The sequence below is a fragment of the Sphingobium sp. EM0848 genome (assembly GCF_013375555.1).
Taxonomy (GTDB): Bacteria; Pseudomonadota; Alphaproteobacteria; order Sphingomonadales; family Sphingomonadaceae; genus Sphingobium.
On sequence record NZ_JABXWB010000005.1, the window covers coordinates 795,872 to 809,232 of the forward strand.

12 protein-coding genes are annotated in these 13,361 nt (G+C 61.9%); 5 read left to right on the forward strand and 7 right to left on the reverse strand.

All coding sequences use genetic code 11. The annotated features are described in order from the left end of the window. Position 1: 1 nt before the first annotated feature. The 7 genes from HUK73_RS21790 to HUK73_RS21820 form a co-directional block, all read right to left on the reverse strand. Positions 2-733, reverse strand: coding sequence for a hypothetical protein (locus tag HUK73_RS21790; RefSeq protein WP_176593910.1), 732 nt, complete (start codon positions 731-733; stop codon positions 2-4). After that, positions 733-1,098 (reverse strand): hypothetical protein, encoded by a 366-nt coding sequence (locus tag HUK73_RS21795; RefSeq protein ID WP_255326490.1) that lies wholly within the window; start codon positions 1,096-1,098, stop codon positions 733-735. The genes HUK73_RS21790 and HUK73_RS21795 overlap by 1 nt, the downstream gene beginning before the upstream one ends. Beyond that, a complete protein-coding gene (locus HUK73_RS21800) occupies positions 1,095-2,294 on the reverse strand; it encodes a class I SAM-dependent methyltransferase (protein ID WP_176593911.1) in 1,200 nt (399 codons plus the stop codon). Before HUK73_RS21800 ends, HUK73_RS21795 begins: the two co-directional genes overlap by 4 nt. After that, complete coding sequence (locus HUK73_RS21805) at positions 2,291-3,346, reverse strand: nitrilase-related carbon-nitrogen hydrolase (RefSeq protein WP_176593912.1); 1,056 nt, start codon at positions 3,344-3,346, stop codon at positions 2,291-2,293. The genes HUK73_RS21800 and HUK73_RS21805 overlap by 4 nt, the downstream gene beginning before the upstream one ends. 4 nt (positions 3,347-3,350) lie before the next feature. Continuing rightward, positions 3,351-4,910, reverse strand: a complete 1,560-nt coding sequence (locus HUK73_RS21810) for an FAD-binding oxidoreductase (RefSeq protein WP_176593913.1) — start codon at positions 4,908-4,910, stop codon at positions 3,351-3,353. 1 nt (position 4,911) lies between these two features. Next, on the reverse strand, positions 4,912-6,159 hold the full coding sequence (locus HUK73_RS21815) for an MFS transporter (protein ID WP_218036678.1): 1,248 nt from the start codon (positions 6,157-6,159) through the stop codon (positions 4,912-4,914). A 108-nt stretch (positions 6,160-6,267) separates the two neighbouring features. Next, positions 6,268-8,757 carry a TonB-dependent receptor gene (locus HUK73_RS21820; protein WP_176593914.1) on the reverse strand — a complete coding sequence of 830 codons (2,490 nt, stop codon included), beginning with the start codon at positions 8,755-8,757 and terminating at the stop codon, positions 6,268-6,270. A 132-nt stretch (positions 8,758-8,889) separates the two neighbouring features. Between HUK73_RS21820 and HUK73_RS21825 the strand changes: the two genes are divergently transcribed. The 5 genes from HUK73_RS21825 (at position 8,890) to HUK73_RS21845 (ending at position 13,361) form a co-directional block, all read left to right on the forward strand. Then, the gene (locus tag HUK73_RS21825; protein WP_176593915.1) at positions 8,890-9,570 is read left to right on the forward strand and encodes a hypothetical protein; all 681 of its coding nucleotides are present in this window, start codon (positions 8,890-8,892) and stop codon (positions 9,568-9,570) included. A gap of 86 nt (positions 9,571-9,656) precedes the next feature. Then, the gene (locus HUK73_RS21830; protein WP_176594763.1) at positions 9,657-10,487 is read left to right on the forward strand and encodes a CoA ester lyase; all 831 of its coding nucleotides are present in this window, start codon (positions 9,657-9,659) and stop codon (positions 10,485-10,487) included. Beyond that, positions 10,480-10,989, forward strand: coding sequence for a MaoC family dehydratase (locus HUK73_RS21835; RefSeq protein WP_176593916.1), 510 nt, complete (start codon positions 10,480-10,482; stop codon positions 10,987-10,989). Before HUK73_RS21830 ends, HUK73_RS21835 begins: the two co-directional genes overlap by 8 nt. Before the next feature lie 12 nt (positions 10,990-11,001). Then, the gene (locus HUK73_RS21840; RefSeq protein WP_176593917.1) at positions 11,002-12,171 is read left to right on the forward strand and encodes an acyl-CoA dehydrogenase family protein; all 1,170 of its coding nucleotides are present in this window, start codon (positions 11,002-11,004) and stop codon (positions 12,169-12,171) included. Continuing rightward, positions 12,168-13,361, forward strand: coding sequence for a CaiB/BaiF CoA transferase family protein (locus HUK73_RS21845; protein WP_369805594.1), 1,194 nt, complete (start codon positions 12,168-12,170; stop codon positions 13,359-13,361). The genes HUK73_RS21840 and HUK73_RS21845 overlap by 4 nt, the downstream gene beginning before the upstream one ends.

The window sequence follows — 13,361 nt, forward strand, 5'->3', positions numbered from 1 at the left end:
TTTAGCGCTCCAGTTCGAGAAGTTCGTACCAGGTCTGCATATAGCCGCCGACGCCGCCCTGTACGAAGATGGCATCCGCGTCGGCCGTGACCCACACATCATAATGGGGATGCGGCACGCCGCCCATGCCGGGGCCTTCATCATCGACGAAGCGGAAATGGTGGCAGTCGAACGTGCCCGCCGCCACGGTGACGGTTTCGTCGCGGACATATTCCAGGCCGATTTCGACCTCCGTGATCAGGGGTGGGGTGGCGCCGCGATGATCGGGGGAGGGCATAAAAACCCGGATCTTGCGGCGATGGGGTCCCTTGGTCACATCCATGCAGCGCGTCGTATAGCCGTCGCCCGCAATCGGATGTGTGCCGAAGCCGTCAATGAGGCCTGCATAGGGCATTTTCTGCGAGATGCGCCCGATGGATGGCCCGTAGCTTTCGCATTCGATGAGGCCACCCTCATCGCCGGGCGTGTGATGCAGCCAGCCCGATCCCATATAGGCGTCGCCCACGGTCAGATGGACGTGCAGATCCTGCGGCCGCCCTTGGCTGTCGAGCACATAGACGATGTCGCGCAGTACCGTGGGTGCGGGTTCCTCAATCTCGCAGCGGGCACGGAAAATGGTGCTGCCATCGCCATGATGGGTGAAGCTGAACCATTCGCGCCCGCGCTCCTGATCCAGCATGTCCGGCTTTTTCGACGTGTAGCCGATGCGGCCGATGACGGTGCGGTGCTGCATCAGCTGTTCTTCAGCTCGATGCTGATTTCGGCCGTGGGGCGTTCGGGCGCTGCCTGCATCGCTTCCATTTCCTGCTGCACGCCGCGCATGATCCGGGCGACATATTCCTTGGTGGAAAGGGCGCGTTCATAAGCGGCCTCGCCCGTCGCCTGATAGGCTTCGATATCGGCGCGGCTGATCGTGCCCTTGGCGTCCAGCAGACGTTCGACCGTGTCGAGCCGTTCCTTCAGTACGGCCACTTCGCCCGCGACCGCCATCAGGATGGACAGCGTCCGTTCGGCATTGAAATCATGCAGGGTGTCGGGGCGCTTGCCCTTGGCCCGCGTGCCCGCGCGGGCGATATAATCTACGCTCTTGTCACTCATGCTTCGGGTTTCCACGCTCCATAGGCATTCCAGGCGGCGGCACGGCCATGATCTTCCTCCGCGCCCTCCGCGGCGGCCGGGAAGATGGTGCGGTCGACGACGGCCAGCACGCGCGCCGTGAACTGGCAGTCGCGCGGCAGGCCTGCTTCCTCCATCACCTGTTTCAGGTCCAGTGCATGCATGGCCGACCAATAGGGCTCATTATTGTTGAAAGCGTCCCAGTCGCGGATGAACTGCTCATAAAGCGGCATGTCGTCGCTATATTGCGGCTGTTCCAGATGGAACATCAGGCCGCCCGGCGCCAGCACGCGTTCGCTTTCGCGGATGATCCGGGGCAGGGCCTTGCCCGACAGTTCGTGCAGATACATGGTGGTCTGCACCCAGTCGAAATGGCCGTCGGGGAAACGGCTCATATCCTCGGCATTCATCTGGATGAAGCGGATGTTCGTCGCGCCCAGCGACTGGGCGCGGGCATGGGCATAGCGCAGTACGGCCGCGCCCGTGTCGATGGCGATAACCTCCGCATCGGGGAAGGCGAGCGCCAGCGGCACGATATTATGGCCGACGGTGCAGCCCAGATCGAGGATGCGGCGGGGTTTCCAGTCGGGGCGTTCCTTGCGGACCCATTCGACCAGCGCCTGCCCGCCACCGTCCGACAGCGCGCCAAGCCCGCCTGCGGTGGTGGCGAACAGGCCGCTGTCATAATTGGCGCCTGCCGACATGTCGCCGGGGCGTTCCTCCCCCTGATAATTGCCGGGCATGCAATGGATGTCGACTGCATCCATATAATGCGGGATCGGGAGGGACGGATCGAGCTGCAGCGTCCCCCGGCCCTCATTATACTGGCGCACCATAGCGCTCAGCTCAGCCAGTTGGCGCAGCGTGATCGAACGGCCGTTCTGCTGGCGCATTTCCATCGAATTGCGCTTCAGCGCCGACCAATAGCGATGCCAGGGGTCCTGGTTCATCGCGTCGCGGATCTCGAAACGGTCCTGCGGGTCGCGGCCATGTTCCGCCTGGAAAGCGGGCAGGACGCGCGTGTCATAGGCGATCCTGTTGCCTGCTCCGATCGATCCGGACAGATATTTGTTGAACGCCGTCAGAAAATTATAACGCGCCGCTTCATCATGAGTGGGCTTGGGGAACACCGCATGCTGGGCGACGGCGGTATAGGGCGGGGGTACATCCTGTTTCATATCAGTCCATCCTTCGAAAGACGGTCGATCACCTGTTCCTGCACCTTCAGGAAATGGTCACGGTCGGGTACCTTTACCAACCCGTCGGCGATCAGGCTGTTGGCGGGCTGGGGCGCCTGGCCGCCATAGATGGGGGCGAAAAGCTCCAGCCGCTGGCGGGCGAGGAAATTGCTCATGCCGGGCTTCCGCCGCTGGGCGCGCAGGGCGTTGATGTCGAGATCGGCAAAGGCGGTGAAGGTTTCGCCGGGGCTCGATTCCGCGAGCGGATTGCCCTTATAGTCGATGACGATCGAATTGCCGTCGGCGGACGCCAGCGGCATCGCTGATCCTTCGATCCCGGCCGTGTTGGCGGAGATGACATAGGCGATATTCTCGAACGCGCGGGCGCGCTTGGCGATCTGCTTGGGCGTGGCGAGCGGCGATCCGACCTCCGAAGAGGAATGGACGAAAATCTCCGCGCCGCGCAGGGCATGGGCACGCGCGATTTCGGGGTAGAGGATTTCTTCGGACGCAATGGCGGCCAGATTGCCGATCTCCGTCCGGGCGACGGGGAACACGCCGTTCAGCCCGTAAATGTCGAGATATTTCGACCAGACGTCATGCGGTGTCGGCGTGAACATCGAATTGAGGCGGCGATAGCGCAGCACGACCTTGCCCGATGGGGCGACGACGAAGCTCGTCTGGAAATAGAGGCCGGGGAAATGCGGATCGCGTTCATAGGCGTTGCCCGCAAGGAACAGGTTCTGCGCAGTGGCGATCCTGCCCAGCGCCTCATATTCAGGGCCGTCCATGTCCAGCGCCGCCTTTTCCGCGAAGGCGGGAATGGAGATGCGGCCGGGGTAGCTGGTCAGGAAATATTCGGGCAGCACCGCAAGGTGCACGGGGCTGCCGCCATATTGCTGGATGAAGACGGAGGAGGCGCGCAGCTTGACGCCGATCTCCTCGATCATCGCCAGCATCTGGACGCTTGCGGCGGCGCGGTCAGGCAGCCGCTCGACCGAACGGGCGGCTATCTGAAGGGCGAGGGCGGCATAGGGCTTGATCATGCTCATCCTGTCACAACCCCAGGCTGCCGGGGTTCATCAGCCCCCTGGGATCGACGGTCTGCTTGATCGCCTTCAGCATGGTCCAGGCGCGCGGATCGCTGGCTTCTTCCAGCGGGTAGGTGCGGGCGACCTGAAGATGGGTTGCGCCCAGATCCCGGAAAATGCGGACGATTTCCCCGCGCAGCCGGTCGACCACGGCGCGCGACGTCGCATTGGCGGGGAAGCGGTTGAGCTTGGCGAGATGGGATGCTTCCAGCGAGCGGCAATGCAGTTCCTCCAGCGCGTCGGGCCAGAAGAAGACCGGCTCGATCAGGCAGGTCGACCGGCTGACCGCAGCGAGCATGGCGCCGGCGGCGACGCCCTGCGCTTCCATTTCGGCCTTGTTCGCTTCGAACAAGGCCTGGATGCGGCCCCATGCCTCGATCAGCCGGCTGTGGGGCAGGAAGCCGTGGACGGGAACCCAGCGCTCGCCCTCTGGCCCGACCATCGAATTGACGGGCGGGAAGGGATTGGCGCGCATGATCTTGGGAATGGTGTTTTCGATGGCCTTGCCGCCATGTTTCACCGCAATCGCCTCGATCGCCTTCATGTCGGCGTCGACCGCGCTTTGATAGCGGCCCTCGCAGATCAGATGCAGCGAGAAGGGCACGTCGTCGAGGAAGGATCGGCCGGCCGCGACGACCTTCGCGCCTTCCTTCAGCGCCTTCAGTACGGAGCCTTGCGCCTTCATCATGTTGACGAGCGACTTGGCGTCCTTGGCCAGGCTGTCGCGCTTCATGCGCTGGGCCTGAAGATAAGGGTCGAAGCCGAAGCTTTCCGAGGCCAGCCCTTCGCGGGCGATGGCGCTCATCGCGCTGAAGAAGGCATTGGCGTCGGGGAAGGAGAAGGAGCCATAGGAGAAGGCGGTGCCTTCGCGCACCAGCTTCAGGGTGATAGTGGCCTTGACGCCCAGCGCGCCGCAATCGGCAGCGAACAGCCCGGTGATGTCGGGGCCGAAGGGGCGGAAGAAATTGCTGCCCGTGGACAGGATCGATCCGTCGGCCAGTACCACCTCAAAGCTGAGCGCCGCGTCGACCACCGTGCCGCCCAACGCGCCCCAGAATACGCCATTCTGGCTCATGCCGCCGCCGACCGTGGCGTTGATGCCCGACAGCGTGCCCCAGGCGAGTGCGCGCAGCCCCCTGGGCTTGAGCATCCGCTGAAGCTTGTCCCAGGTGCAGCCGGCTTCGACGGTAACGGTCATGTCCTCTTCATTAATGTTGAGGATGCGGCTCATCGATGCGGTGTCGATCAGCAGCGCCCCGGCTTCCGGCGCGAGATAGCCGCTGGTATAGCTCATGCCGCCGCCGCGCGGGATGATCGCCACGCCCGCCGCAGTTGCCGCCGCAATGCCGCGTGCCAGCATCTCCTTGTCGGTGGGGCGGAAGACGGCGAGGACGGTCGGGCCGGTGCTGAACACGTCCTGCGAATAATAGGCGCGTTCCGCCGCGTTGGTGATCAGGGCTTCCGCGCCGACCGCTGCGGTGATCGCTGCAAGGGCGATATCGTCTTGGGGAACAAGGGTTTCCACGTCAATTTCCTGAATGGCTTGTCTTGAGGTCGGGATAGCGGCCCAGTGCCAGTAGCAGCACGCCGCCGATGGCGAACATGGCCATCGCCACGCCAAGGATGAGGTCGTAGCTGCCGGTGCGGTCGCGCACCATGCCATAGACGATCGGGGAGATGGCGGAGCCGATGGCGAAGGGCATGTAGAGCACACCATAGATGCGCCCATAATGCGCCATGCCGAAATATTTCGAGGCGAGATAGGCGATGATGTCGGATTCCGTGCCGGCGGCAAAGCCAAGCAGGAAGCCGCCGACGATGACATGGCTCAGCGTTGCGTCCGTGCCCATCAGCAGCCAGCAGGCGGCTGCGGGCAGCAGCAGCGCGGGGAAGGCGACGCCCGGTGCCCAGAAACGGTCGAACATATAACCGACAAGCAGTCGCCCGACGAGGATGCCGATGGCGACCACGCCCAGCACACTGGCGGCGACCTCCGCAGAAAAGCCGTGCAGGCCGACGATCTGGGCGATGTGGATATGTGCGCCGCCATAGGCGAAGGCAGTCAGCAGGATCGATGTGAACAGGATCCAGAAACGATGGCCGCCCATGGCTTGTTTCAGCGGGATGCCGAATATCGTGCCGCTCGGGTCGGCGACGCCTTCGGGGCGTTCGTCGGGACGGGGTTCGCGAAACCAGAGGAAGGCAATGGGAATGGCGACGAGCAGGGGCAGCAGGGCCACGATCGGGAACGCCATGCGCCACCCGCCCATAGCGATAGCCTTTTGCGCGATCTGCGGCACGACCATGGCGGCGAGGCTGGTGCCCAGCAGCATGATGCCCAGCGCAAGCCCGCGATGGCGGTTGAACCACATGCTGATCGCGCGGCTCCAGGTGACCGGGGTCGAACCGATGCCGATCGCGCCCAGTACCGCCCAGAAGAGCAGATAGCCGATCTTCGACGCGGGCAGGAAATAGAAGGAACCGAAGACGATGCCGAACAGGAACAGCGACCAGAGCACCACCGGGCGAACGCCGAAGCGGTCCGACAAGGCGCCGTAAAGGGGAGCGAGCAGCGCGGCGATGATGCCGAAGACAGTGACGCCCGCACTGGTGGCGGCGAAATCCCATCCGAATTCGGTACTGACTGGCCCCATGACCAGCGGCAGGACGTTGAAGGGCAGAGGGGATGCACCGCAGGCCACCCCGATCAACGCTGCCGCAAGCGGCTTCGCGCCCAGCCTGAATTCCGAGCGCGCGCCGGAGGCGATTGTCATGCCTGGACCATTCCCTTGTATTGCAGTGTCAAAACGCGACATCTCAGAGCCATTCCAAGCTGCCGCCCGGCGGGGATGCGGATCGCATCCCCGCCGGGCGGGAAGTTACTAGAAGTTGTAGCGAGCGCGCGCCACCCACATCATCGGCGGGTCGATATAGCGCGTGTTCGCCAGCGATGTGTTGGCCGCCGTCTTGTTCAGGCAGTTGGTGCAGGACACCGAAAGCTGCCACTTCTTGTCCGCTCCGTTCAACGCCAGGCTCGCATTGACGAACCAGGCCGCTGGGGAGAAGGAACCGTTCAATATCTCTTCGCCACCATAGGGATTGGCCGGATAGGTGCCGTTGGTGCCGGTGATCGACCCCGAATAGATGGTGTAGTTGGCGGCGTTGGTTTCCTGGCTGGTGCGATAGCTGCCGTTGATCGACGGGACCAGCGATAGGCCGCTGCTGCCCAGGGGCACGGTATAATTGCCGCCCACGGCGATCGTCCATTTGGGCGTGCGCGTCGGATCGGCGATCCTGCCGTCGGGCGTGACGATGCCGACGCCGCAGGCGGCGGTGGTGCCGGTGCCGCCCGGAATATTGCCCGCAGCGATCAGGGCCTGACACGCCTTTTGCTGCGCATTGACCGACTGGATGCCATATTCGTCATAATCGGGCGCGTTGCGATTGATCTTGAACTTGGCGTCCTGATAACCGGCGTTGACGTAGAGGTTCAGCCCTTCGACCGGCACGACGGTGAATTCGGCCTCAATGCCCTTGTTCGTCATGTCCGCGAAGTTGCGGGTGATGAAGGTGGCAGACCCATTGGGGTTGACCAGCGCGGAAGGCGTCTGGAGATCGTTCACGTCCATGTAGAAGAAGGTGAGGTTCGCACGAAGACGGCGATTGAACCATTCGGATTTGATACCGGTTTCATAGCTCCAGACCTTTTCAGGGCCGAAGGGCAGGAAGGACGTTACAGATGTCGCGCGGGCATTCCAGCCGCCGGACTTGAATCCACGTGTCGCCGAGGCGAAGAGCAGGATATCGTTATTGACCTTGTAATTGATCGCGAAGCGCGGCGTCCACTGCTTGGTCTTCAGCTTGTCGGGGATCTTCAGTCCGGAAGGCCCGACAAGATTGAAGGTGTCGAGGCAGGTCGCTTCGATTGTACCGTCATTACAGCTTGCGCGATTGTCCTGGACCTGCAGAGTCTTGGTTTCGTCGGTGTAGCGGATGCCGCCGGTCAGCTTGATCTGGTCGGTGAGGTTGACGTCGATCTGGGCGTAGCCGGCCAGCGCCTCCGTCTTGTTGCGCAGGATGCGGTCCGCCAGGATCAGCGTGCTGGTCGGCGAGAGCGTGAAGGTGTCGGCGAAATCGGTGCGGTTGCGCTCCACGAGATAGAAGGCACCGGCAACATAGTCGATCAGGCCGTCGGCGACGCTGCCGTTGATCTTGGCTTCCTGGCTGAACTGCTGATGCGTGCCGTCGTTCAGGATCGCGAAGCCGCCCCGCGCATAGCCCATGACGACCGGATTCGGATTGGCCAGCGAAGGACCGCTACGACCGTCATAGAAGTCGAGCGCATATTGCTGGTCCTGGCTGACAAAGCCCGTGATCAGGTTCAGCGTCATCTTTTCGGCCAGATCGACTTCGAAGTTCGACGTGATCAGATTGGTTGTCGTATAATTCCCCATCAGGAAATATTTCTTCCGGCCGCTGATTGGCAGAGAAGCGAAGGGAGAATTGGACGAACTCTTGCCCACTGGAATACCGGTGGTAGCAAAACGTCCATTGCAGTCCGAAGGATTTGCCGGGTTGCACTGGAAATTCAGGATATTCTCGCCATTGGCGACGATATGCGCATAAGAACCGTTCCAGCGGACTGACGGGCTCAATTCGCCGTGGATGCCGATGCGGGCGCCCCAGCCGTCATCGTCGTTGAGGCGCTGGCCGGTGGTGACGTCCTTCACATAGCCATCGTCATTCTGCCAATAGCCGCTGAGCTTGACAGACAGGGTGTCGGCAAGAGGCACGTCGACCGAAGCGCGCGCGATTTTCTTGTTGTAACGACCATAGCCGACTTCCGCGAAGCCGCCAAATTCCTTGCCCGGCTCCTTCAGGATCACGTTGACGGCGCCGCCGGTGGTGTTGCGGCCGAACAGCGTGCCCTGCGGACCGCGCAGAACTTCGACCCGCTCCACATCGAACAGATTGATATTATTGGCATTCTGACGGCTGAGATAGATTTCGTCGACATAGGTGCCAACCGGCGGGTCGAAGGTCGGAATCGTTTCCGTATTGCCAAGGCCGCGCAGGTAGAAGGCATTGGCCGAACCCACGCCGGTATTGTTCATCGACACCAGATTGGGAACGAAGCGGCCCAGTTCGAGCGTGTTGGAAACGCCCTGACTGCGGAGCTGATCGGCCGAGAAAGCGGAAACGGCGATCGGCACATTCTGCAGGCTTTCCGAACGGCGCTGGGCCGTCACGACGATTTCCTGAACACCACCGCTCGACTGGTCTTCGGCCTTGGCCGTCGTCTGGGCGTGCAAGGGCGCGACCGCGATGCCTGCGCTGAGCGCGGTCGTCGCGACGAGCAGAAGACGCTTCATATTATTCTCCCTATTTTCTGATTCCGGAAATGGCAGTTCTGCCTGCGGACGTTTTTTCTAATTTGTCCGGACAAATTTTCATGTAAGCAGGAGGCTGTCAAGCGGCCCTGAGCCACGGAGGAGAAAAATTAGATGGCACTCGCTGATCTGGCTTACCCAAGCCTTGTCTATTTTCACTTGATTCTCTTTGTTTTGTGGCTCGGCGGCGACGTCGGGGTCTTTCTGGCAGGGCAGCATTTCCGCAAGCGTCATCTCTACACGCTGGACCAGCGAATCGCGTTGCTGAAGCTGCTCGTCCTTATCGACATGACGCCGCGCACGGCATGGGCGCTGATGGTGCCGGTGTCGCTTTCGGTGGTGACGCTGGGCGGTTACTGGGCGGTTCCGTCCCTGGTGCTGGCGGGGGCCTGGCTGGCGGGGCTGTTCTGGCTCTGGCTCGTCTGGGACGCGCATTTCCATGACATGACCCCGCGTGCGGCGCGCAACCGGAAGATCGAATTCTGGCTCAAAAATGTGATCACCGTCGGCTATCTGGGCCTTGGCATCGTGTCGCTGGCGACGGGTGCGCCGCTGGCCGAGAAATGGCTTGCGTCCAAGGCGCTGCTGTTCGGGCTGATTTTCGTCGCCGCGATCATGATCGACGTCGCGTTCAAGCCGGTGGGGCCGCAACTTGGCCGCCTGCTGAAGGAAGGTTCCAGCGATGAGACGGAGGTGCCGCTGCGCCGCACCATGGACCGGACCCGTGTGTGGGTGTTCATCGTTTATGGACTGCTGATTGTCACCTCCTACCTTGGGACGGTGAAGCCATTCTGACGGAAAAATGGGGGTTGGCGCTTTTGTGCTTGACTTATAAGTTGTCCGGACAAATTTAAGTGGACGTCAACAGGAGGGGTTCCTTGGTGAACGCACCCATCAGCCTTTCAACATTGCTGTTCGTGCCCGGGTCCAAGCCGGAACGCTATGGCAAGGCGCTGGCCAGCAATGCCGACGCCGTCTGCATTGACCTGGAGGATTCGGTTCCTGAGCCGGCCAAGGGTCAGGCGCGCGGGGTGGCTGTAGCGGCGATCGACGGGGGCGATCCACGGCTTGTCCTGCGGATCAACGGCATGACGACGCGGGCGGGTCTGGAAGATCTGCTCGCGCTCGCCGATGCGTCGGTGCTTCCCGCGCTGCTCTTCGTGCCCATGGTGGAAAGCGCGGTGGAGATCAGGATCATCGCGTCGGTTCTGGGTAAACGCACGCCCGGAATCGTGCCGTTGATCGAGACCGTGAAGGGATTGCGGGTGGCGCCGGAAATCGCCGCCGCACCGGGCGTGGTGGCGATGATGTTCGGCGGCGGCGACTTTGCCGCCGAACTGGGCGTCGCGCTGGCATGGGAGCCGTTGCGTTCGGCGCGTGGCGCCTTCGTGATGGCCTGTGCCGGGGCGGGGGTTCCGGCGATCGACGTGCCCTTCATCGCGCTCGATGACGAGCAGGGGCTACGCGACGAGGCAGAGGCCGCAAAGGCGCTCGGCTTTACCGGCAAGGCGGCGATCCATCCCGCTCAGGTCGACATCATCAACGCGACATTCCGTCCGACGGTCGAAGAGATTGCCGAGGCGGAAGAGGCGCAAAGGGTTTTTGACGCAGCCGGTGGTGCTGCAATTCGTTTCAACGGCCGCATGCTCGAAGCACCGATCATGCGGCGATATCAAAGGATATTGGCAATGCGGAGCAAGCAAGATGCGTGAAGGCGTTGTAGAAGTCAGCCCCGGGCGCTTCCGTGAAACTTTCGGACGCTATTATGAAGACTTCGTGGTCGGCCATATCTATGAGCATCGCCCCGGACGCACCATTACCGATGCCGACAATGTGCAGTTCACGCTGCTGACGATGAACACGCATCCGGCGCATTTCGACTATGAATTCGCCAAGAAGACCGAATTCAAGAAGCCGCTGGTCTGTTCGCCGCTGACCGTGGCGCTGATGGTCGGCATGAGCGTTTCGGACGTCAGCCAGAAGGCTGTGGCGAATCTGGGCTGGGACAATATCCGCCTGACCCATCCGATGTTCCCCGGCGACACAATCTACGCCGAAAGCGAAGTCATTGAGAAGCGTGAGTCCAGTTCTCGACCGGAACAGGGCATCGTCACCGTCAAGACGATAGGCAAGAACCAGCATGGCGATATCGTCTGCACTTTTAACCGGACCATGCTGATCTGGAAGCGTGGTTTCGGTCCCGTCGACGATTGAGGTAAGAGTATAATGTCTGAACATATTCAGCGGCATATCGATCCCGACGATGAAGCTGCTCTGCTGGAAACCATTGACCGCTGGATCGAACGGGATGTTCGTCCGGTGGTCATGTATCATGATCATAACGACATCTGGCCCGCCGAACTGGTGGAGCAGATGAAAGATATGGGGCTTTTCGGCGCCACCATTGGGCAGGAATATGGCGGTCTCGGCCTGCCGGCGACGACCTATTCCAGGATCATCATGCGCATTTCATCCTATTGGATGGCGATTACCGGCATCGTCAATTCGCATCTGATGATGGCGGCGGCAGTCGAGCGTTTCGGTACCGAAGCGCAAAAGCAGAAATGGCTACCGAAATTCGCCACCGGGGAAATCCGTGGCGGGCTGGGGCTGACCGAACCCGATGCGGGCACCGATCTTCAGGCGATCCGGACCCATGCGGTGCGCGATGGCGACGATTATGTCATCAACGGCACCAAGACATGGATCACCAACGGCATTCAGGGCAGTTGCATCGCGCTTCTGGTGAAGACCAATCCCCAGGCCGAGCCGCGCTATAAGGGCATGAGCCTGTTCATCGCGCCGAAGGGCGAAGGTTTCACCGTCGGCAAGAAGTTCGACAAGCTGGGTTACAAGTCGATCGATACCGCGGAACTGGTCTTCGACAATTATCGCATTCCGGCCGAGAACCTGATCGGTGGCGTTGAAGGGCAGGGCTTTTTCCAGGCTACCGGCGGGCTCGAACTGGGTCGGATCAATGTTGCATCGCGTGGTGTCGGACTGGCGGAAGGGGCGCTGCGGCTGGCCACCGAATATGCACAGCTTCGCAAGACGATGGGCAAGCCGATCGCGCAGCATCAGGCGATCCAGCTCAAACTGGGTGAGATGGTGACGCGTGCCGAGGCGGCGCGGCTGCTGGTCAGCCAGGCGGCCCGGGCCTATGATCGCGGCGAACGCTGTGACATGGAGGCGGGGATGGCGAAATATTTCGCGTCCGAGGCGGCCGTCCGCAATTCGGAAGAAGCCATGCGCATCTTCGGGGGCTACAGCTATTCGAAGGAATATGAGATCGAGCGCTATTATCGTGACTCTCTGCTGATGTGCATCGGCGAGGGCACCAATGAAATGCAGCGGATGATCATCGCCAAGCAATGGCTGAAAAGGAACCCGGCGTGACGCGAAGACTTCCCCTGGAAGGATATCGGATACTGTCCGCCGAACAATATGGTGCCGGCCCGTACGGCACCATGTTTCTCGCGCAGATGGGGGCGGAGGTCATCAAGATCGAACCGCCCAAGGCCGGAGACACGGCCCGCGCCGTGGGCCCGCATTATCTGCGCAAGGGTGAAAGCCTCTATTTCCAGAGCTTCAACCTCAACAAGCGTTCGCTGACGCTTGATCTCAATTCGGTCGAGGGCAAGCAGATCCTGCATCGGCTGGCCGCGTCCAGTCACGCCGTCGTCAATAATCTGCGAGGCGACCTGCCCGAGAAGATCGGGCTGACCTATGCGCAGTTGAAGGACGTCAATCCCGCGCTCGTCTGCGCTCATCTTTCCGCCTATGGGCGCGATAATGAGCGGGCGCGCTGGCCGGGCTATGACTATCTGATGCAGGCGGAGGCAGGCTGGCTGTCGCTGACGGGCGAACCGGATGGCCCGCCGACGCGTGCGGGCCTGTCGCTGGTCGATTTCATGACCGGCACGATCATGACCATTGGTCTGCTGGGCGCGCTTGTCGATGCGCAACGTTCAGGCGTTGGCCGGGACGTCGATGTCGACCTGCTGTCCACCGCCATCCATCAAACCAGCTATCCGGCGGTCTGGTATCTGAACGAAGGCGACGTCACCGAGCGTGTCGAGCGTTCGGCGCACCCGTCCGTCACGCCGAGCCAGATGTTCCGCGCGGCAGATGGCTGGGTGTTCGTAATGGCGCAGCTTCCCAAATTCTGGGACGTGCTGGTCGATCGCATCGGTCACAGCGAACTCGCCGCCGATCCCCGATTCGGGACGCCGGCCGATCGGCTGGCCAACCGCGACGCGCTGACCGCCCTATTGGATGGCATTTTCAGCGAGCAGCCGGTGGCGCACTGGGTCGAACGGCTTGCCGGTTACATGCCGGTGTCGCCGGTCTATGGCCTCGATCAGGCGCTCGACAACCCCTATCTCCGCGAAACCGGCATGATCGATACGGTGTCGCATCCTGACAGGGATGCGCTGCGCGTACTCGCCAACCCGATCCGCATGGATGGGGAGCGTTTGCCCAACCGTGCGGCCCCGTTGCTGGGCGCCGACAGCGAAGCGGTGCTGGCGGAGGCCGGCTTTAGCGCAGAGGAAATCGCCTCCTTCAAGGCAAAGGGAGTGGTCTGA